We start from the raw sequence: 19,635 nt of genomic DNA, 5'->3' as shown, positions 1-19,635 counted from the left end.
ATTATCAACTAGGCACGGAACTAATTCTAATTCAAATAAATTTTATTTTCAAGTATTTAAATAAATTAAATAAAAACTAAAAAGTGCCAAATCCGGGATTTAGAGGCAAAGTAATGAAACGGGTTTTCCTGTTCACTCCAAAAAAAGGTGGAATCAGGATTTTTATATTTACGGACGCTGCCCCTTGTTTAAAGCAAAAAAACTGCCATAAAGACAGCTACGATTTTCAGCTAATGCACCTGATATTTCAATAAGGCCTAAATTATAAGTTACTAAAGACAAGAACTATTTTTTAAATAATAATACGTATTTCCCTTATACTTGCGCATATTAAAAACAATAACATTGAAAGCGAGATGGATACGTATTGTCTAAACAAGGGATGCAAAACAAGGATCAAACGAGAAAGCAAATCGAGAAACAGGATAAAAGAAATGATGTTGAACTAGGTAATGAATTTCAAATTGGAAACACAAGTTCACAGAGCCCTAAAAAAAGTGGACGTCAAGTAAATAAAAAATAACCCCGATTTTTCGGGGTTATTTTTTCTATTTTGTAAAATCGCAATTTAATTTTTCTGAAATAAAGCAGACAGCACTAATATTAGCTAGTAGTGAAAGAAATGCAGCATTTCCATAAGTACATCCTTAATCATCAAATCACTGTTTAGCTAAATGATTACTTTGTATACATCACAACGGTGTAGGCGTATTAATTTGTTCGTCAAAATTTACTTCTAAAAGTTGTCCAGCGTGAACCAATCCAGATCCAAATCCGCACATAAGAACTCGGTCTCCATTTTTGACTTTTCCCTTACGGATTCCAAGATCAAGAGCTAAAGGAATGGTTGCAGCAGAGGTATTTCCAAAGTTGACTAAGCTATAAAGCGTTTTTTCCATTGGGTATCCTAATTTTTCGCAAATAGGCTCTATCAACCTTAAGTTAGCACTATGAGGTATAAACCAATCAACTTGATCTAAACTCGTTTCCGTTTTTTCTAATATCTGTCTTATACTCTCAGGAACATTCCTTACAACCCATCGAAAAACTTCTCTACCATTTTGTACAAGATATTGAGTATCTATTAACTCAATCCCATTGATCTTTTTTGATAGTCCAGACCGATATACATGTTGTGCTCCCCTCCCATCACTTCCTAGATGGAATCCAATGAAACTTTTTGATTGCTCATCTCTTTCAACTAATACCGCACCAGCACCATCACCAAATAAAACACATGTATTTCTATCTGTATAATCTGTAATTTTTGAGAGTGTGTCCGCTCCAATAACTAGTACCTTTTTGTGGAGCCCAGAAGAAATTAAACTGTGTGCTGTATGTACTGCATAAACAAATCCTGCGCACGCTGCACTTAAATCTATGGCACCTGTTTGGGATATATTTAATTGGTCCTGTATGATACTTGAGACAGATGGGAATGGGAAATTTGGTGTGCTTGTTGCCACAATAATCATATCAACATCTTCGACTTTTTTTTTATATCTGTGCATTAAATCTTTTACTGCAGATACACATAAATCACTGGTAAATTCATCAGGACGGGTTATTCTTCGTTCATGAATCCCGGTTCTTTGAATAATCCATTCATTATTCGTTTCGACCATTTGCTCAAGTTCAAAGTTTGTTAATTTTTTTTCCGGTACATATGTCCCGATAGCTGTTATTCTGGCCCCTATCATACGCTCACCCCATATATTTAATTAGAAGTTAGTATTAATACCTGGTACTAACTATAACAATTTATATTGTTAATTTTCAATTTTAATTCCTTTTTTTTCTAAAACAAAAAATACTTACTCCATATTGAAATAAACTGCCCCTTTAGTTCCATAAAAAGAGGCTTTTGCAACAACCCTTTTCCATCCAGGAACATAACAAAAAAAGCCAACATCATTTGTTGACTTAATATATATCGACATTATCATTTTATTAAAATTCATTACTGTTACTTATATATTTCGTTTTCCAATATAATCACTTTTTCCCCATTCGCCGCTTTCCCGATTTGTTTCGTATTTTCAACCAGCCGAAAAATATTATCACAGCATTGTTTGGCACCTATAAGTAAAAATGGTACACCTATAAAATCAAGTTTCAATGCTCTTGATAAGTATCCCCCTATAGACATAGCAATAGGTACAGTTGGTGAAGTATTGGAGAATACTATTACTTCGTTAAAATGAAATTTTTCTTCTAGCAGTAAAGTCAATTCTTTTAATGCTGGAACCACAAGTTTGTCTCTTCTATGTCCAATTGTATAAACGGAGTTGCCTTCTTCATCAATCCCGCGAAAAATTAGCTTTCCAGCATCTTCTTTCGTAAATTTATTAAAATATTTTACATTTATTATTTCTTCCGAAGTTAATTTTCTTTCCGATTGAGGTAATTGTTTTAAATGATATGCGGCAGCCAAAGACGTGGTATGTGTTCCCCCATAATCATTATAGATATACATCATGAAATCATCCCTAATAGTCATATTTAACACTATTATGGTCATATACTCCATTTCCAATTCGGTTGCGGTACCTCTAAATGAATATTCATATCCTGGGATCCTCATAAAAAGAAGAGTACACCTATTTGTCATTACAAGTGCACTCTTCTATCCCCTTTAATCCGGGGTATGTATAAGGCAGCGCCTCTGATTCCATGCGGTCATTTTTTCAGTAAAAAATGACGAAGCCTACCGATGGTAAAGAAAATTCATTAGCTTATTATCATCGATTGTTTCTTTTTTAATCGGGGCAGGCAATACTGTGTTTCTGACATCAGCTACCATTTTAAGGTCAAAGGAATCTATTGCTTCCCCTTGTTGGTTCATGATTGAGAGAATTCCATCATTACTCGTTTTTAGACTTGGTTGATCATTCATTAAATGAGTATAGTATAAGTCTTCGTTCAGCTTGTAGGAATTAGAGTAGTCCGCTGAATAAAGTATGCTATTTTTATCAATTTTGCCTGATTTAAAGTTTTCAAAGCCATAGTTGAATAAAAGCTTAGTATCAGAGTAAGCAACCTTGTCTGAAGGGGCTTTCAGAGTGACGGCAATCAATTCTTGTTCTCCCCTAGTGGCAGTAGAAATCAGAGTGTAACCGGATTTACTGACGAAACCGGTTTTCCCGCCGGTTATTCCTTTATAGGGGAGTTCGCCTTTTAACATTTTATGATGGGTAACTAGAGTGGTGTCCCATGTTTCCACTTCCCATGGTAATTCCTTCTTCCCAAAATACTCACGGAACGTTTCATTTTTCATTGCATATTGGGTAATTTTCGCAAGGTCACTGGCTGTCGTTACATGGTCTTTGTCAAATAATCCATGCGGGTTCGTTAAATGAGTATCGGTGACGTTTACTTCTTTTCTTAAAAACTCATTCAAATCTTCCATGAACAGTTTTTCACTACCAGACATATGCTCGGCAATTGCGATGGCTGCATCATTTCCGGAGTTGATCAGCATTCCTGCAATTAATTTGGAAAGCTCGATTTCCTCCCCAGGTTCCACAAATACCGAAGAACCGTCTGCCTCCGCTGCTTTTTTGCTTATCGTCACCAGTTCGTCCTGATCCCCGTGTTCTATAGCATATATAGCCGTGGCAACTTTCGTTAGACTGGCTGGATACATCCTTTTATTCATATTTTTTTCGTATAATACATTCCCACTATTCGCATCAATAATGATCCCTGCTTCACTATTGAGAGGTAAGTCAGATTCTGCACTTACAGTCGTAGAGGCGAAGGGGATTAAAGCCAAGATGAAGATGAAGAAAAACTTTTTCATATGCCTCTCCTTTAATGATAGTCAAATTCTATATAGTCATAATAAAATAAATCCGAAAGGTAAAAGATGTTTTATTGAAAGTGAAATACAAAAGTAATTCCCCTTTAATAATTTTGGAAACATTTCGGTTAACGGCCTTCATTTTCTTTCCTAAAATAACTTTATAAGGATCATTGCCCTTTTATTGGAGAACCCATTTAATCCCCTTTAAATAGATATTTTTGTAAATCACTAAATCTTTTCATGAAAAAAACCCTTCAAACTGAAGGGCTCAGACTGAAGACAAGCTCGATGAATAACTCAATTTTTATTTAGGTTTATAAAACCTGGAACGTCGCTTTCCGCGGGCGGTCCGGGAGCCTCCACGGCGCTTTTGCGCCTGCGGGGTCTCCCCTTGACGCGCTTTTCCCGCAGGAGTCTCGCACCTTCCGTTCCAATCAACTTTGTTTTAAAATTTTGATAAAACCCCTTTTGCCTACTAACTCAACCATTCAAACTGAAGGGCTGGTTACTTTATAGGTGTTGAAAATCTGTTATGTTTTCATTTTCATTCCTATTAACATACATTCCACTTTTACAATCGGCTTTCTTGATAATATAAATATAATCGTTACAGATATGGCTAATAAAACATAATATTGGCCACTTTCTTTGATCCATTCATAAATAAATGAGTTATAAACATATTCCAGAATAAACATATGAAAAAGATAAATAACTAATGTAATCGATCCTATTTCAGTAAAAAATGTCTGCTTTCTAGGAACAATACAAAGGAAACTATAAGTGGCCGCTCCCATGATTAAATAAACGATCAGCTTATATACAAAACCGAGGGCAATGGGACCTTCCATTAATTCCTTATAACCTAAACGGCCATAAAACCATTCCCTCCAGGTACTTTCACCAAAGAAATAAATGCCGGCAAAGATTAACCCTAGTACACCCCAGCCGATTAGGGCATTCCTTTGCTTTTTAACCCATTCAAAATGATTTTTTTCTAAAAAATGTCCAATTAAAAAGAAAGGAAAGAAAAAGAACGTTCTCGACAAACTTAACCATTCACTTACTTCACCAATGTAACCAATTATTAGAGATACGATTATCGAAGAAACGATCCCATATTTCCTGGAGGTAAATATGGACAATAATATATTCCAACAGAATAAGCTTATTAAGAACCATAAGGCCCACCTGGGGGTCAATATTGAGAATTCAATTGGTTCATCAAATAGCTTCTGATAATAGAAGGTATAAATTACCTGGAATATTGCATAGGGAATCAATATTTTCTTTATTAGCATCCAAAAGTCCTTTTTACTTTTTATCTTTCTTGAAAAATAGCCGGATACTAAAATAAAAGCTGGCATATGGAATGAAAAAACAAACAAATAAATAGTTAAAATCCATTCGTTTTCTTCTACCATTCGAGCTAATGTGTGTCCTAAAACCACTAGTACGATTAAAATAGCTTTCGCATTATCAAAATAAGGATCACGTTTCATTACATCTTACCTCCTCTAAGGAAACTGCTCGTTATATCTCCTAATCCTTAATTATGCTTTGAATGAAAAAACCGGCTTTCCTCTAAAAAAGGATTGCCGGCTTTTTTACTAAAGGAAATTCAATGGAGTATCTACCATATCATAGCTTGTTTACAGGATAGTTAATGGAAAATAACAGTTTGATAACAGAGACTTAAAAAAGGGGGCCAACCGCCAATTGCAGCCTTCTTATGGCACACCCGTTTAGTGACTGGCCGGAACGTATAATCCCTTCCAAAATTTCAAATCTCCAAGCAGTTCCATACGTTTTCGCCTTACCAAAACGGGTAGTGTATTATAGAAGCATGAGTATGATAACGTCTCTCTATAGGAGGAATATTCATGAATCCGGTCATTTTATTTGATGGTGAATGCAACTTTTGCGATTCGAGTGTCCAGTTCATCATAAAGCGGGATCCGCAGGGGCTTTTTCATTACGCTTCGCTTCAAAGTGAGGCGGGACAAGAGTTGCTGAAGAAGTATGATGTTCCTGCAGATATAGATAGCATGGTGCTGATCGAAAGAGATAAGGCCTACTATAAATCGTCTGCAGCCTTGAGGATTTGCCGCCGCTTGCAAGGGACGTGGAAATTGCTTTACGGTTTCATCATCTTTCCAAGCTTCATCCGGAACTTCGTGTATGATTATATTGCCAGGAACCGTTACAAATGGTTCGGAAAGAAAGAAGAAAGCTGTATGCTGCCGTCGCCAAGTGTTCGAAAGCGTTTTTTATAAAAAAGACCTCATCAACGAGTAAAAAGGACTTTAAGTAATTCGAGGTCCTTTTTGTTTTTTGTATTAGAAATGCTATCCGCCATCATTGCTTTTCGTCCTTTTCATTGTGTAAATGTGGAATATCTCCATAAATGGTTGGCCGTAGGATGCGCCATCATTTCAAGCCCTTTGTTTTCCGCTAGGTGCAGGGGGTCCCAGTTCTGTTCATCTGCCTCCTTTAGGTAGACTTCGTGATGCGGTGCCTGATCATGATAGCCGGCTATATTGATTTCGCCATTTCGGTAAAAGGTCCCGATCACTTTATAATCCACGGCAGGAGAAATGATGATTGGGTTGCCTACGGAGTGTGTCAGCTGAATCGTCGTTTTCTCATGATTGGATAATACGCGCTTCACTACAATGTCTTCATCCGAGGCCACTCCTTCTTCAAGGAAATCCCCATCATGATTGTAGGCCTCACTTTTCCCGACTGCTTTGGTACATTCAATCTCGGCTTCACTTTCCTTTTGGTGAATGTACACATCGACCCTAGTCCGGAAACGGGATGATTCAGGATCAAACCCGCGGTTGTCTCCTTTAAAATAGGGAACCTTTGAGGTAAGATTGGGGTTCTTCAACCACCCTTCCGGTAAAAAGGTGGAATAGCGCAGCTGCCAATTTCTTTTCTTTTTACCATCCACGTCGTTTTCAACTGGGTGCAAAAGCTGTTTTACAGGTCCTATCCTTTTTGTATTCGTTATTTCCTCGATCGCTGCCTGTGCTTGGGATGAACCTTTTTTTACGGCTCCGACAATACTCGCTACAAGGGATTTCACGGCATAGGACTCCTGCTCTGAACGCGGAAGGGGCCGCTTTGCTTTAATGGTATATGTGTATTCCTGCTCATCACTAATACTCCGGTCACTGAAGGAACATCCACCCACTTTCCCAATATCCACGCCGTTTCGGTAAACCCGATACTCTTTTATTCCCTTGATGGGCTCCCATTCCAGGCTGGCTTGGCCTTTCGCGACAATCGTGGTGAATACCAAATCCAAAAGGATATTATCCTCTTTTCGCGGTCGTTGATGTCTGTATTTTCATCCTGTTCACTGCCTGTTTTTTTTCATTCAAGCTATCTATCGTGTACGTATAGATGGTTCCTGGAGTCAGTCCCTGATCTGCCATCCTTGGCTCCGGGCCGCTGTAAATCAGCTCTTGCCCCCTGAATACCCGATAGAAACCACCTTCATCTGGCCATATAAGCTTTATGGAATCTTCATTCCGTTCGATCTTACACATCAATGAAGCCGTTTTGAATACCGCTTGATGCTTCCTCTTATTGGAAATGAGATAAGCGATGCCCGCAAGACCAACAGCAAGCAATGAATGCCATGCAGTGAATGTAACTCCGCCTACTTTTAAACGGGGAAATGAATCATGGACAATCAACTTCTTCATCACCTCTTTCTATTCCAGGTGTTATTTCTTTACCCACTTTAATTTCCAAGCACACTTTGTAATGTGCTGTGAAGGGAATTTCCATGTGATGGCATAAAAAAACCGAGGGAATGGTTACTCCCTCGGTTTTTCATGAGTTTCCTCGAATTATATTTTAACGGCGGCTTTTTTCCCCGCCTTTGCGTCCTGCTTCTTCACGGCTCATTTTTCCATTACCGGAACCATCTCGTTGATTGGCCCGTGCCTCTCCGCCTTTTTCGCCGATTTCCTGATAGAATTCCTTATCATGATTTTCGGATGTCGCTTCTCCGCCTTTTTGCCCAATCTCTTGATAGAATTCCTTATCATGATTTTCGGATGTTGCTTCTCCGCCTTTTTGGCCAATCTCTTGATAGAATTCCTTATCATGATTTTCGGATGTCGCTTCTCCGCCTTTTTGGCCAATCTCTTGATAGAATTCCTTATCATGATTTCCTGCTGTCGCTTCTCCGCCTTTTTGGCCAATCTCTTGATAGAATTCCTTATCATGATTTTTCGCTGTAGTTTCTCCACCCTTACGGCCTGCTTCTTCACGACTCATTTTATCATTGTTGTTAGTCATTAAAAATTCCTCCTTATTATTCGGATTTTCATTGAACTAGCTACAGATGTCATGTACCCGCTTAAACAGAATAAAACTAGAATCAGCTAAATGCTTCGGGTCGCTTCCTTTATTTAGCGGCGACTTCTTTCTCCGCCAATGCGTCCTGTTTCTTCCTTGCTCATTTTTCAATCATCGGACCCATCACGTTGATCGGCTCGAGCCTCTCCGCCCTTTTTGCCAATTTCCTGATAGAATTCCTTATCATGATTTTCGGAAGTGGCCTCTCCGCCTTTTTGACCAATCTCTTGGAAAAATTCCTTATCATGTTTTTTTGCTGTTGCTTCCCCGCCTTTGCGGCCAGCTTCTTCCCTGCTCATTTTTTCATTGTTGTTAGTCATTAAAACTCCTCCTTATTGTTTGGGATTTTTGATGAACTAGCTACAGTTTTATGTATACCCGATAGTTTTGATATGAAACTAGAATCTATTAAAACTTTACCATTTAAAAGGAAAAGCATCATGATTGATATCACCCATGATGCTCCCCTCTTATCCTTAACCTGACTTGGGAATCCCTTCTCGCAGGCGATCTGGCAGCTCTACAAGGGTTTCATTCAAAGTATCCAATTTCGTTTCAATCCTATGAAGCAAATAAAGGGTAACAAGGATCGGGAACCCAATATCACTGACAAATGGCAGGATTTGATCCACTTTTTATTCACCTCAATTCATGTTTGTCCAACAAGATGACTCTCCCGTCCGTCAGATAAGTTCCACTTCCTCGACATTCCGCTCGACAAGGCGCGCCGCCTTCAAATCGACGAAATCCCCGGAAGATGTAACGAACACGTTCCCCGCAATGATTTTTTCCATTGCCAGTTTAACCGTATTTACCTCGACCGGCTCCTTCGGATTATCAACGGAAATCGTCGCTGACTTTCCTTCCTCCGTAACGAAAATCAATTCCAGTACTTTAGCCATTTCCAATCACCTCCCCCTCGTACGACATCAAAACCGTTTAGCCTATCAATGAATACGTATCCACCCGGGTCACTTCACCCATTGGATAATTCTGCACACTTGCGATTGAAACAGCTGCCGAAAACAACTGATCCGCCGTCGCCTCGACCTTGATGTTCGAAAATGCCCTCCGCTTGAAAACGAGAGCCCCTTTTTCATTTAACCCCGTCTCAAAATCGATCCGCAACGTACTTGAAACTGGAATCTGACTTGCCATAACACTCACCCCCTTTCACACTCTATATAAACGTTTATGGGATGAAAGTAGCATGGGTCCTGAAATTTTTCAGGGAAACGAATAAAAAGCTCCCCATCATTCGGGCAGCTCTTCAAAATCCATATTTTAACTACTTTTCAGGAAATCCATTAAAACATTATCCATTGTCTTCTTCTCTTACTAAAAAATCTTTCTCGTTTATTGGCGGTTTTTCTACAAAATTAATTCTTCTCATCATTTGTTGTATTACTCTCGGAAAAAAGTAAGCCCCAAAGAAAGCACAGATAAAAGCCTGTGACCAAGTTTTTAACCATGTAGATAAGAATATATGATCATAGCCACTATTTATTGAGACTAATATAAATGAAATAAAAAAGGACATACTAAAAGCCATAAAAAATGCAAAAATAATATTTCGGTATTTAACGTTAATACTCATTATTTTTCTACTTCAACTCCTGACCAAATAATTCTTCACAACTATATTTTATTTCTTCCATTTACATTAGTAAAACCAATTTTTATAATAGTTCTATTAGAATTACTAATGCAAAGGGGGTTAGTGGGGTTGAATTCGTATTATGCTTTTATCAAAACCATAAAAACAGGCAGTTTCACAAAAGCTGCCGAAGAACTTGGCTATACTCAGTCCGCCATTAGCCAAATGGTGCATTCATTAGAGGAAGAACTTTCCACCACTCTTATTCTACGTTCTCGAAAGGGCATTACACTGACACCAGATGGCGAGGAATTTTTGCCATTTATCAGGAAGATTTGTAATTCACATAGGGAACTGACTGAAAAGCACAAAGAAATGGAGGGACTGCAAAGCGGCCTTATTCGAATTGGCACCTTTTCCAGTGTTACATGTCATTGGATACCAGGAATGATCAAAGATTTTAAGGAACTTTACCCAACTGTCCATTTCGAATTACATCAGGGAAATTATACGGAAATCTCAAATTGGATTAAAGAAGGAAGCGTAGACTTTGGCTTTGTGAATTCAAATGTTTCGGACCTAACTACGATACCCCTGCAAAAAGATGAAATGCTGGCTGTAATGCCAATGAATCATCCTTTAGCATCTTCCACAAAAGTATCATTGAAAGAATTGCTAAAAGATCCTTATATCCTGTTGGATGAGGGAGTTATAAATGAACCATTAATAGGATTTAAACAGTACAATTTTGAACCTGATACACAATACCGGGTATTTGATCCCTATGCGATTATGTCGATGATTGAACAAGAGCTTGGCATTTCGATTTTACCGAAACTTCTCTTAAATAAATGTCCCTATAATATTGTAACGAAAACGATCTCTCCCTCCATTATTCGGACAATTACTTTGGCATACAAGGATAAAAGGATATTGCCAATAGCAAGCAGGTATTTTATTGACTTCATTATTGAAAGGTATAGGGAAAATTAAAAATGCCAATTCGTTGTTGCAGCAATTCCTGAGCCTAAAGCCCGTCCCGTTGTTTGCTTCATAAATCCAAATACCGTTTTTGCTATTCAGCTTATTTTCCCTTTGAATTATTTTTTTATAACTGATTTTTTGTGCGAAGATAAATGGCATTTGGCTTTAAATGGCACGTCATGTTCGTGTTTTCTGGGAAATAATAATCACGAAAGGATGTGGATGTGGAATGTCATTAGAATGGTTTGACAGAGTTAGCGGGGAATTGCAGGATCATCTTCAATCAATTTGTGAGAAATACGATCGTAATGGCAGTATGATTGTGGAGCGCGGGTCGAAGCATCCACGGATCGAGTTTTATACAGAGCTGGATGACAATGAAAGGAATTATTTTTCCACGCTGTTTTTTGATCCGTATAATGAAGAATTTTATATGGAATCGTTCGAGCCGGATTTAGGGCAAATCAGCAAGGTCATCCTTTCAGACATTGAAGATATCGTCGATGCTGTCCACGAGAGCTTCCATAACTATTTGGAAGAGGATGATGTTGATTATGCTTACGAATATGATATGGATGATGAAAATGATGATTTGTATGATCCGGACGGCGAGGGTTCCGATATATACGAAATCGATGTAGAATGGGAAACGCCTGAAGTGACCGCCTATATCCAGGATAATGAAGTCGAGGTCACCTACCAATTCGGTATCGTTCAGGAAACAGGTGATGGTGTGCTGAAACGGATCAACCGGATTCGGACAGCGGATGATGACCTGATAAAGGATGAAACGAATTTCATTTTCAGTAAGGAAGAAGCAAGCACGATCATCGCCATGATCGCCAGTCATATGGATTCACTTAGTGAAATGGAATAAAAAAACCAACAAAACCTTGTCCATGAACATCATGGACAAGGTTTTATCATATAAGAATCAGTTCATATACCTCTGATAATTGCGTGACCCGTTCCGTATCACTCGCTTCCTTCGCATGCTTGATTTCCTTAGGAAGAATATGGTTAAGGAGGCTGGCTTCCCTTCCGGATAGCTTATTGACGAGTTCTTCTTCAGAATGAAAATGCCCGCTTTTGATTTTATTATAAATGTCCTGTGCTTCAGGATATTGGTCCGTATAGTTAGATAATATCTCACGTAAGTAACCAATCGTACGATCCATCAAACCATCCCTCTCAAATTTTTTCTTACATGCTATACCTTCCCCCATTCTTTGATGATAAATTCCTAAAAAAAAGATATCCAAATCAATGGATATCCCTAATCAGTCTTCCTCCCAAAACAAATCATCCAATGTACGCGATAATGCTTTACAAATACCGACACACAAACTTAAGGAGGGATTATACTTTCCTGATTCAATCAATCCTATCGTTTGCCTGGAAACGCCGACAATTTTGGCCAGTTCATCTTGTGACAAGTCCTTTTCTACTCTCGCAAGCTTCAGTTTTATATTTTTCAAGGGAAGGCACCTACAATTTCTTATTATCTTCGCTATTTTTCATTCCGATCTTCTTCGCCAGCAAGTATATACCGCCAAAAAACAGAAGTAAAATCGGCAAATAGATCATAACGGATACAAACGATACCAATACAAAATACCATACGCCCTGTGAACTGCCCTCCGCATAGGATACAGCACTATTCACCCCCATGAATATAGCGATGATGAGTGCAAAAATAACCGACCCAAGAATCGTCTTCCTGCTCATCGGCGTTTTGCTTGTGCGGTCATGCATCTCCACTTCATCCCAGAATACACCTAAGAAAATGGAACGAGCTAAGTAATACAGCCCTCCTGCAACAAGGATCACGACTTCCAAATATAACTCCCCGCTGCCTGCACCATATTTATATAGTTTGAAAAGTGCACTCACCAGGCAAATGGCCAAGATGACGTGGTACATTTCTTTATAAATTTTATTTCTTACATGCTCAACCCGCTCATCCGTGACTTTTTTCGTTCGTTTAAATAAATCCATCATCGATCGACCTCCATTTAATTCCACCGCTTACCCTTATTATATGATTTATTTTACTTTTTGCAACATATATATTACATTTTATAATTTATAAATTGCAATATGCATAAAAAAAGGTACCCACACATCAAGTGTGGATACCTTTTTATGGTTTTACTCGTAAGTTTTGGGGATTTACTCGTGAATTCCAAGCATTTACTCGTGAGTTTTGGGGTTTTACTCGTGAATTTCAACGTTTTACTCGTGAATTTATCATTTTTTAAAATGGAGTTAAAATTTTGATCATTTAAATCATTCTTCATTAAGATGATAGCAAAGTTGAACAACGCCAGAGGAAAATCTTTTTGTATCAACCAGTTTTAGATTCAATCTCTCCTTCATGTCAATAAACAAAGGTTCTCCTTCCCCTAAAACAACAGGGTGAACAGATAACCTAAATTCATCAACCAGCCCAAATCTTATAAAAGATGTAATAAGACTTGCCCCGCCATAAAGCCAAATGTCTTTACCGGGCTTTTTCTTTAATTTATTTACTTCTTCAACAATATGATCATTTATGATCGTCACTTTATCATCAGTGCTTTTTTTTGTTTGGGAAAACATGAATTTTTCTTTGCCATGAACTAAATTCCACATTTCTTTTTCAGTATCAGATACCTCATTTCCTGGAGTATATTGTCCCCATAATTCATAGCTTTTTCTTCCATAAAAAATAGTATCAATTTGATTTAAGAAATCCGTGAACCCCATTTCAGGGTCCATAATGCACCAGTCAATTTCTCCTTCCGGCCCTTCAATAAAGCCATCTAAAGTAACTGCCAAATCTAAAATTATTCTTCTTGGTCTTTCGTTAATGGCCATACTTTTAGCTCCTTCTTCTTATAGAATGTCCCATATGGTTCGACCGCTCAGCGAGACACTTGCCCCTGACCGATGCCGGACAACACCTAATGCTTTTAAGCATTCATTCTTCCGTTTCGCTTACATGTAGTTTTATCTTACAACTTCCATCATAGTATTAAAAGATTGTATCAAAAATGAAGGAGACTCGCGATGAAAGCAATGGTATGCACAAAATACGGTTCACCCAATGTACTGGAACTCCAAGAAGTAGCAAAACCAACCCCTAAGGACAACGAAGTTCTGGTAAAGGTTCATGCGGCAACAGTGGCTTCAGGGGACATAAGAGTCCGTAGTTTCAATAGCCCCTTCTTGTTATGGCTGCCGATGCGGATTTTCCTGGGTCTTAGAAAACCGCGAAAACCGGTACTCGGAGTGGAGTTGGCCGGGGAAATAGAGGAAACAGGCAGGAATGTGAAAAAATACAAAAAAGGCGACCGGATCTTTGCCATGACTGGAATGAATTTCGGGGCTCATGCCGAATACACATGTTTACCAGAAGACGGGCCAATCGCAATGAAGCCTGCCAACGTTACCTATGAGGAAGCGGCCGCCGTTTCTTTTGGGGGAACGACAGCCCTTCATTTTTTCAGAAAAGGCAAGATACAGGACGGACAAAAAGTCCTCATCTACGGTGCATCCGGTTCGGTAGGGACTTCAGCCGTGCAGCTTGCCAAATACTTTGGCACAGAAGTTACCGGAGTATGCAGTGCCGCTAATTTTGAATTGGTGAAATCACTGGGAGCAGATGAGGTAATTGATTATACGGAAGAGGATTTCACGGAAAGACAAGAGCGATATGACATCATCTTTGATGCAGTCGGGAAAAGCTCGAAAGCCGCTTGCAAGAAAGCACTGACCCCGAACGGGCGATATGTGTCCGTCGAAGGGCAAGGAATAGCAAAGGTACTTACGGAAGATTTATTACTCCTCAAGGAGCTTATCGAAACTGAAAAAATAAAATCGGTCATTGATAGACGCTACCCCCTGGAACAGCTTCCAGAAGCTCATAGATATGTAGAACAAGGACATAAAAAGGGAAATGTCATCATAACTTTGGTTGATCATGGCAGACCCTGAAATAACCTACTTCTAATGCTTGGACATGAATATACCCCTTGGATCTGAAGGGGTATTTCGTCACGTGATTATGATGTCATTATGCAGGAAGTGTTGAAACTTCTTCCAGTAATAAACGTATATGGAAGGTATATAAACATTCCTGGAGGACTCAATGAATATAGATGCAATCGTACGATTAGTTTTAATGTTAGGGATTCCGGCCTTCATGATGTGGAGGAGTTATAAAAAGATGTCAGAAGAAGAACGAAATGATGTGAAGACCGATTTTACGAGTAAGCGTTTTATCTCTACAATTGGTTTAGTGGCACTCAGTCTACTATTCTTTTTGCTTGAACCAATTTTTGAAATGACTTGGATGAAGATGATTGGCGCTGTATTTCTATCTATCGGAATACTGGTGAGCATTGTTTTGACATGGATAGATGCCCCCTCGAAAAGGAAGGCAGTGCTAAAAATTATCACTTTATTAATCGGCCTGTCTATCATATTATGGGCGAATTATTAAATAGGTGCAGCCCTCTGCACCTATTCTTATCAGTAGGGAAGAAGGTTGAATAAAAAAGATTTTCTATATGCAGGGGTCGGGTAGTATTTCGAATTTTGACGGTGCTTGCATTTTACCAACCGGCGTATCTAAAACAATGAGGAAGACCAAAAAAATAGCCCACTTATAGGGCGGCAATCTCCAATATGTATTGATTTATTTATACCTCTCCTTTTTCTAATTTTTCATTTAAAAGTATATAATCATTTTTGTTAAAGGTTATCGCTACTCTATCTAATCTATCTCCATTTGGATATAAATATAACTGTTGATTGAATTTTATACCTAGAGGTACGACTGTTTGATAAATAAGATTTAAAATTTTAAAACATTCTAAATCCACCCCTTCTTTCAAATGATTTTTAACATGAATAATTACTAGATCTTCAATATTTTCAAACCTAGGTTTTCGAGGAGAAATATTATCAGCTTTACAAAGTCTTTTTAATAGATTTTGATAATAATCATGATTTTGTTTCAAATTAACCACCTCCTATTTTATTTATTATATAACTAAAATACACATTATAGAGGATGAGGTAAACTTTGTAACATTTGCATCTCGAAGTTCATTTCTCCATCTCCTCAATGTCTAAAATTTATATGTTAAAGAAATGATATTTTAACACCAGCATTTCTTTTTTAGAGATAGATTTCTTATTTCGCATGCGCATTTCCCTCTATGATAGATTTAAAATTTGCGCCGTGATTAACTTCTACACAAAAGAATTGCCCCCTTTCCTCCCAAGGTGACAATCTCACTTTTCGTTATCACATCGAATCCAGAACTAAAGAAATAAGCAGGCCGACTGCGGTGAATACGGATAACTAAAAACCCTTTTAACATGAAAGAAATTATCGGATTTTAACGCCCCACCTCCTTAAAAGCGAACATTAAATTATATTTATATTTTAATGTTCACTTCTTTATTGATTATCTATTATTTGTTTGTTATATTAGCAAAGTAATAATCGTAATTTACTCGTATATGCTCGGAAATATGGTCTGAGCGTTTCTACCTGGTTCCCGGTGAAAGAACTAGACTACGAGTTAAAGTATTCGGCTGCCCGCTTTCTTGAGCAGCAAATGATTTAGCATGATAATCATTTTGCTTAATCATCTTTACTTTGACTATCGTAGGTCTAGAAGGCAGTAATCATTCTGCCGTTCTGGACCTTTTTCTATGACCGCAACTGCGAGTGTATATCAAACAATCGGATAATATGTTTAAGGAGAAATTATATGAGAAAAAACATGTTTAAAAAGTACACGATATTAGGAATCATTACATTACTTTTCGTGTCGGTGATTGCGGCATGCAGTTCTGCTTCCAAAAATGAAACGGCCGAAAAAAAGACTCAAAGGCCTATCATGATCCAAGGTCCAATGCCAATCGAAGCTGAAAATTTCGCGAAAAGATTAAAAAATGTTAAAGAAGAAAAATCAGGAGATTTTGTATTTTACATTGGAACGTTAGACAATTATCCTGTAATCGTTGCAAAAACAGGTAAAGGGATGGAAAACACGGCTGCCGCTACAGCATTGGCCATTGAAAGATATAACCCTATTGCCATCATCAATCAAGGGACATCAGGCGGACATGATCCAAACTTAAACGTTTTTGATATCGTTTTAGGAAAAAGAACGGTAAACCTAGGTTCATTGAAAACGGCAGATAAAACTGAAAACCAAGGAATTGATCCAACCATTTGGAAACCGATGGACCTAATGGCTTCTGAAGGAAGTGCAGGAGAAGATCCTAACGCTGAAAAGCCACGCTTCTACGAGGGAGATAAGGATTTACTCGCTGCTGCTCATGCAGTTAAAGATACTTACACAAAAGGTAAGGTTGTCGATGGCACTATCGGTTCAGCAGACGTTTGGAATAATGAAGTGGATCGGATTAAGTGGTTCCATACGAAATATGGTACATCTGTTGAGGAAATGGAAGGAGCTTCGGCTGCCCAAATCGCAAAAGCTTACGATGTTCCCTTCTTAGGTATACGAGTGCTATCCAATAATAAAGTGAATGGCGGTAAATATAACCCGAATACAGCAGCAGCCAATCAAGAATATGTTTATGAAGTAGTCAAAAAATATATCTCTACGATGCCAAGCAAATAAGACTGGCCCGGAAGCATAGTATCCCTATAATAAAATAAAGAAGAGCACATATTAGATACGATAAAAAGTATGCTGTAAACGTTGATTTTTTATATAGTAAAAACCCACTCAATGAGTGGGTTTGGTTTTTAGGTGGAGTTAGTTTTTATAAAAAAGATTGATCATTTTGTGAACCTTAATGAACTAACGCACCCGTTAGTTCATTAAGGATTATTGTAGAGTTGACACAAACTTGACGCAAAATGTGTTACACAAGGAAGTATTAATGAGAAGGCTTTTTCTCCAAAATACTTTTAAAGCTTTTTCTGTAACAAAACAACAAATAACTATACATGATTACAAGTATTACTGCTAAAACGAGTAACGAATGATCAAGGAACAAATGAAGTAAGAAAATGTTGGCTACAATTGGAGACAATATTGCAAGTGCTAATGGGACAAATCGATTACTTAATAGTAAAACTCCACAAACGATCTCTAAAAACTTTTCAAATATTAACAGATATTCAAATTTGAATAATGCCATCGCTTCAGGGCTAGTAGCAATAAATGGTTCAAAGTCAAAAATGACAAAATAACCGTTTAGACCTGCAATAAGGAAGATAAAACCTAAAAGTGTTCTGGAGAGATGTAAAAGTACTTTATTCAACCTACACACCACCAATTTGATTTAAGTTATTATTCTAATTTTATTCTAATTGGTTGCTGCGCAGTACGAATACACTACACTTATTAAACTAAACTGCCCCTTTAGTTCATTAAGAAAAAAGACGATTAGCTATTTGCTAGTCATCCTCCAAACGTCATTAGAAACTGGTTTAAGGAGCTGCGCCAATATATCCCGCACGAAAAGAGCGATAAAGGAAACGGCTATAACATTTATAAGCGTGAAGGAATAGAACGCTTCAAAGAGATACAAGCCCTTCACCGCGAACAAAACTGGAGTATGAAGCAAATAGAACATTACTTTGCTACTGGAGGGGAATCATTTAAGCCAGAACCAGAAAAGAAAGCCGGGGAATTGATCGCGGAAGAATTAAAAACCATACGTGAAGAAATGGCGGCACTTAGGGAAGAAAATAAACAAATGAAAGAACAGCTGGATAACCAAGAAACTTTTAATAAAGAGTTTGTTATCCCAGGTATCCAACAAATAAAAGGTGAAGTATCTAGCATTAGAGGAAGTATAGAACGCGATAAAGAACTGGATGAATCCAATAGGGCAGCAAAGGAAGCTAAACAATTAATAGCAGCAGCCAACGAAAATCCGGATACTAACCTGGATAAACAAAAAAAGGGCTTCTTTGCTCGACTTTTTGGAAAGTAAACAAAGAAACAATAGGCGTCTTCTTTAAAGGTATTTATTTAACGTAAAAAAAGGTAATTCAACTGAATTACCTTTTTTATTAGTGCTAGAACTTCCGGTAAGGTGCTTTATGTAAACTACTTTAAAATGGAAAAAATATTTATTTGATCCAACTTTATTACAAAGCTACAACTAAACAAAAAATATAAAAAAAACACCACCCTTAAAAGAGTGGCTTCGAAAATGGACAGTTATTCTCACATATATTCCATCGATATATAAATGAGAATGTACTAAAATGTGATGGAATAGAAAAAGGGTTCTTATCTATATGTGCTCTTCTTTTATTCGCTGGGGGCTGTGCCCGATTCTTCCTCCTTGCAAAGTAATAAGCTGAGGTTATTCAACGTATGGAGTCTAGCGGTAAAAATGAATAAATCGCTGTAGTTGTTTTCAACGTACTCCTCAATGATTCCCATCCCTTTCCTGAATCTATCAACTAATAAATGCGTGTAGTTTTCATCCCATGTAAACCGATTGATTCGTTTAAGTTCATCTGCCAATACTTGAAACTTGAACTCCTCGACAAGAAGCTTCAATTGATACAATTTATCTCTATTTAAACAAAAGCAATTATTTTCATTTTCATGATTTTCCCGGACGAATGTAATGAAACCATTCATATTATCAGCCAGCATATTCGCTATTCGCATCTCGAAGTTCATTTCTAACATCCCCTCAATGTCTAAAATCTATATGAAGAGTGTATGATTTGAAATGATATTTTAACACCAACAATTATTCTTTTAAGATAGATTCCCTTATTTCGCCTATGCATTTCCTACTATGATAGATTTTACACAAAAAAATTGCCCCCTTTCTTTCCAAGGGGACAATCATTTTTTCGTTATCACAT

At 37.7% G+C, this 19,635-nt stretch carries 26 protein-coding genes, 1 pseudogene and 1 riboswitch; of the genes and pseudogenes, 8 read left to right on the top strand and 19 right to left on the bottom strand.

Features of this window, described 5'->3' with window-relative positions:
- Positions 1 to 692: 692 nt before the first annotated feature.
- The 4 genes from N0M92_RS18100 to N0M92_RS18085 all read right to left on the bottom strand — a co-directional run bounded on the left by N0M92_RS18100 (position 693) and on the right by N0M92_RS18085 (position 5,307).
- Positions 693 to 1,700, bottom strand: coding sequence for a ketoacyl-ACP synthase III (locus N0M92_RS18100; RefSeq protein ID WP_260287125.1), 1,008 nt, complete (start codon positions 1,698 to 1,700; stop codon positions 693 to 695).
- 266 nt (positions 1,701 to 1,966) lie between these two features.
- Entirely contained in the window at positions 1,967 to 2,479 is a 513-nt protein-coding gene (locus N0M92_RS18095; RefSeq protein WP_260287124.1) for a DUF3189 family protein, read from the bottom strand.
- Positions 2,480 to 2,707: 228 nt separating this feature from the next.
- The gene (locus N0M92_RS18090) at positions 2,708 to 3,802 is read right to left on the bottom strand and encodes a D-alanyl-D-alanine carboxypeptidase family protein (RefSeq protein WP_260287123.1); all 1,095 of its coding nucleotides are present in this window, start codon (positions 3,800 to 3,802) and stop codon (positions 2,708 to 2,710) included.
- A 533-nt stretch (positions 3,803 to 4,335) separates the two neighbouring features.
- Positions 4,336 to 5,307 (bottom strand): acyltransferase family protein, encoded by a 972-nt coding sequence (locus tag N0M92_RS18085; protein ID WP_260287122.1) that lies wholly within the window; start codon positions 5,305 to 5,307, stop codon positions 4,336 to 4,338.
- A 381-nt stretch (positions 5,308 to 5,688) separates the two neighbouring features.
- On the opposite strand from N0M92_RS18085, the gene N0M92_RS18080 reads away from it, so the two are divergent.
- Positions 5,689 to 6,081: a thiol-disulfide oxidoreductase DCC family protein gene (locus N0M92_RS18080; RefSeq protein WP_260287121.1), complete on the top strand. Its 393-nt coding sequence runs from the start codon at positions 5,689 to 5,691 to the stop codon at positions 6,079 to 6,081.
- A gap of 101 nt (positions 6,082 to 6,182) precedes the next feature.
- On the opposite strand, the gene N0M92_RS18075 is transcribed toward N0M92_RS18080, so the two are convergent.
- From N0M92_RS18075 to N0M92_RS18040, 8 genes and pseudogenes are all read right to left on the bottom strand, one after another.
- Positions 6,183 to 7,118, bottom strand: coding sequence for a DUF3238 domain-containing protein (locus N0M92_RS18075; protein ID WP_260287120.1), 936 nt, complete (start codon positions 7,116 to 7,118; stop codon positions 6,183 to 6,185).
- A gap of 7 nt (positions 7,119 to 7,125) precedes the next feature.
- The gene (locus N0M92_RS18070; protein ID WP_260287119.1) at positions 7,126 to 7,521 is read right to left on the bottom strand and encodes a hypothetical protein; all 396 of its coding nucleotides are present in this window, start codon (positions 7,519 to 7,521) and stop codon (positions 7,126 to 7,128) included.
- A 154-nt stretch (positions 7,522 to 7,675) separates the two neighbouring features.
- Positions 7,676 to 8,122 carry a glucose starvation-inducible protein GsiB gene (gsiB, locus tag N0M92_RS18065; protein ID WP_260287117.1) on the bottom strand — a complete coding sequence of 149 codons (447 nt, stop codon included), beginning with the start codon at positions 8,120 to 8,122 and terminating at the stop codon, positions 7,676 to 7,678.
- Positions 8,123 to 8,304: 182 nt separating this feature from the next.
- Positions 8,305 to 8,502 (bottom strand): annotated as a pseudogene (locus N0M92_RS18060) (KGG domain-containing protein); the annotation flags it as partial.
- 156 nt (positions 8,503 to 8,658) lie between these two features.
- The gene (locus tag N0M92_RS18055; RefSeq protein WP_260287116.1) at positions 8,659 to 8,814 is read right to left on the bottom strand and encodes a YvrJ family protein; all 156 of its coding nucleotides are present in this window, start codon (positions 8,812 to 8,814) and stop codon (positions 8,659 to 8,661) included.
- A 51-nt stretch (positions 8,815 to 8,865) separates the two neighbouring features.
- Positions 8,866 to 9,084, bottom strand: coding sequence for a DUF2922 domain-containing protein (locus tag N0M92_RS18050; protein ID WP_053536155.1), 219 nt, complete (start codon positions 9,082 to 9,084; stop codon positions 8,866 to 8,868).
- 37 nt (positions 9,085 to 9,121) lie between these two features.
- Positions 9,122 to 9,340 carry a DUF1659 domain-containing protein gene (locus N0M92_RS18045; RefSeq protein ID WP_192206341.1) on the bottom strand — a complete coding sequence of 73 codons (219 nt, stop codon included), beginning with the start codon at positions 9,338 to 9,340 and terminating at the stop codon, positions 9,122 to 9,124.
- 157 nt (positions 9,341 to 9,497) lie between these two features.
- Positions 9,498 to 9,779, bottom strand: a complete 282-nt coding sequence (locus N0M92_RS18040) for a DUF2798 domain-containing protein (RefSeq protein WP_260287114.1) — start codon at positions 9,777 to 9,779, stop codon at positions 9,498 to 9,500.
- A 129-nt stretch (positions 9,780 to 9,908) separates the two neighbouring features.
- Here N0M92_RS18040 and N0M92_RS18035 point away from each other — a divergent pair, with 129 nt between their 5' ends.
- Together N0M92_RS18035 and N0M92_RS18030 are read left to right on the top strand one after the other, a co-directional pair.
- A complete protein-coding gene (locus tag N0M92_RS18035; RefSeq protein ID WP_260287113.1) occupies positions 9,909 to 10,772 on the top strand; it encodes a LysR family transcriptional regulator in 864 nt (287 codons plus the stop codon).
- 220 nt (positions 10,773 to 10,992) lie between these two features.
- Positions 10,993 to 11,640 (top strand): hypothetical protein, encoded by a 648-nt coding sequence (locus N0M92_RS18030; RefSeq protein WP_260287112.1) that lies wholly within the window; start codon positions 10,993 to 10,995, stop codon positions 11,638 to 11,640.
- Positions 11,641 to 11,686: 46 nt separating this feature from the next.
- On the opposite strand, the gene N0M92_RS18025 is transcribed toward N0M92_RS18030, so the two are convergent.
- From N0M92_RS18025 to N0M92_RS18015, 3 genes are all read right to left on the bottom strand, one after another.
- Positions 11,687 to 11,941, bottom strand: a complete 255-nt coding sequence (locus N0M92_RS18025; RefSeq protein WP_260287111.1) for a sigma-G-dependent sporulation-specific acid-soluble spore protein CsgA — start codon at positions 11,939 to 11,941, stop codon at positions 11,687 to 11,689.
- A gap of 102 nt (positions 11,942 to 12,043) precedes the next feature.
- The gene (locus N0M92_RS18020; RefSeq protein WP_063235187.1) at positions 12,044 to 12,241 is read right to left on the bottom strand and encodes a helix-turn-helix transcriptional regulator; all 198 of its coding nucleotides are present in this window, start codon (positions 12,239 to 12,241) and stop codon (positions 12,044 to 12,046) included.
- Between the two features lie 10 nt (positions 12,242 to 12,251).
- Entirely contained in the window at positions 12,252 to 12,764 is a 513-nt protein-coding gene (locus tag N0M92_RS18015; RefSeq protein ID WP_260287110.1) for a DUF6773 family protein, read from the bottom strand.
- 128 nt (positions 12,765 to 12,892) lie between these two features.
- Between N0M92_RS18015 and N0M92_RS18010 the strand changes: the two genes are divergently transcribed.
- Positions 12,893 to 13,024, top strand: coding sequence for a hypothetical protein (locus N0M92_RS18010; protein ID WP_260287109.1), 132 nt, complete (start codon positions 12,893 to 12,895; stop codon positions 13,022 to 13,024).
- 28 nt (positions 13,025 to 13,052) lie between these two features.
- Here the strand turns inward: N0M92_RS18010 and N0M92_RS18005 are convergent, their stop codons facing one another.
- Entirely contained in the window at positions 13,053 to 13,622 is a 570-nt protein-coding gene (locus tag N0M92_RS18005; RefSeq protein ID WP_260287108.1) for a dihydrofolate reductase family protein, read from the bottom strand.
- 192 nt (positions 13,623 to 13,814) lie between these two features.
- On the opposite strand from N0M92_RS18005, the gene N0M92_RS18000 reads away from it, so the two are divergent.
- Together N0M92_RS18000 and N0M92_RS17995 are read left to right on the top strand one after the other, a co-directional pair.
- Positions 13,815 to 14,741: an NAD(P)-dependent alcohol dehydrogenase gene (locus N0M92_RS18000; RefSeq protein ID WP_260287107.1), complete on the top strand. Its 927-nt coding sequence runs from the start codon at positions 13,815 to 13,817 to the stop codon at positions 14,739 to 14,741.
- Between the two features lie 154 nt (positions 14,742 to 14,895).
- On the top strand, positions 14,896 to 15,249 hold the full coding sequence (locus N0M92_RS17995; protein WP_260287106.1) for a hypothetical protein: 354 nt from the start codon (positions 14,896 to 14,898) through the stop codon (positions 15,247 to 15,249).
- Between the two features lie 199 nt (positions 15,250 to 15,448).
- Here the strand turns inward: N0M92_RS17995 and N0M92_RS17990 are convergent, their stop codons facing one another.
- Positions 15,449 to 15,769 (bottom strand): hypothetical protein, encoded by a 321-nt coding sequence (locus tag N0M92_RS17990; protein ID WP_260287105.1) that lies wholly within the window; start codon positions 15,767 to 15,769, stop codon positions 15,449 to 15,451.
- Positions 15,770 to 16,251: 482 nt separating this feature from the next.
- Positions 16,252 to 16,355: riboswitch (purine riboswitch) on the top strand.
- A 176-nt stretch (positions 16,356 to 16,531) separates the two neighbouring features.
- On the opposite strand from N0M92_RS17990, the gene N0M92_RS17985 reads away from it, so the two are divergent.
- Positions 16,532 to 17,413 carry a 5'-methylthioadenosine/S-adenosylhomocysteine nucleosidase gene (locus N0M92_RS17985; protein ID WP_260287104.1) on the top strand — a complete coding sequence of 294 codons (882 nt, stop codon included), beginning with the start codon at positions 16,532 to 16,534 and terminating at the stop codon, positions 17,411 to 17,413.
- 262 nt (positions 17,414 to 17,675) lie between these two features.
- Here N0M92_RS17985 and N0M92_RS17980 read toward each other — a convergent pair whose 3' ends face one another.
- Positions 17,676 to 18,062, bottom strand: a complete 387-nt coding sequence (locus tag N0M92_RS17980; protein ID WP_260287103.1) for a hypothetical protein — start codon at positions 18,060 to 18,062, stop codon at positions 17,676 to 17,678.
- Between the two features lie 297 nt (positions 18,063 to 18,359).
- Here N0M92_RS17980 and N0M92_RS17975 point away from each other — a divergent pair, with 297 nt between their 5' ends.
- The gene (locus N0M92_RS17975; RefSeq protein ID WP_397443874.1) at positions 18,360 to 18,740 is read left to right on the top strand and encodes a hypothetical protein; all 381 of its coding nucleotides are present in this window, start codon (positions 18,360 to 18,362) and stop codon (positions 18,738 to 18,740) included.
- Between the two features lie 323 nt (positions 18,741 to 19,063).
- Here N0M92_RS17975 and N0M92_RS17970 read toward each other — a convergent pair whose 3' ends face one another.
- Positions 19,064 to 19,444 carry a hypothetical protein gene (locus N0M92_RS17970; RefSeq protein WP_260287102.1) on the bottom strand — a complete coding sequence of 127 codons (381 nt, stop codon included), beginning with the start codon at positions 19,442 to 19,444 and terminating at the stop codon, positions 19,064 to 19,066.
- Positions 19,445 to 19,635: the final 191 nt, after the last annotated feature.

Source organism: Peribacillus aracenensis (genome assembly GCF_025175645.1).
Lineage (GTDB): Bacteria > Bacillota > Bacilli > Bacillales > DSM-1321 > Peribacillus > Peribacillus aracenensis.
This window is presented reverse-complemented; position numbering and strand designations above follow the sequence as displayed.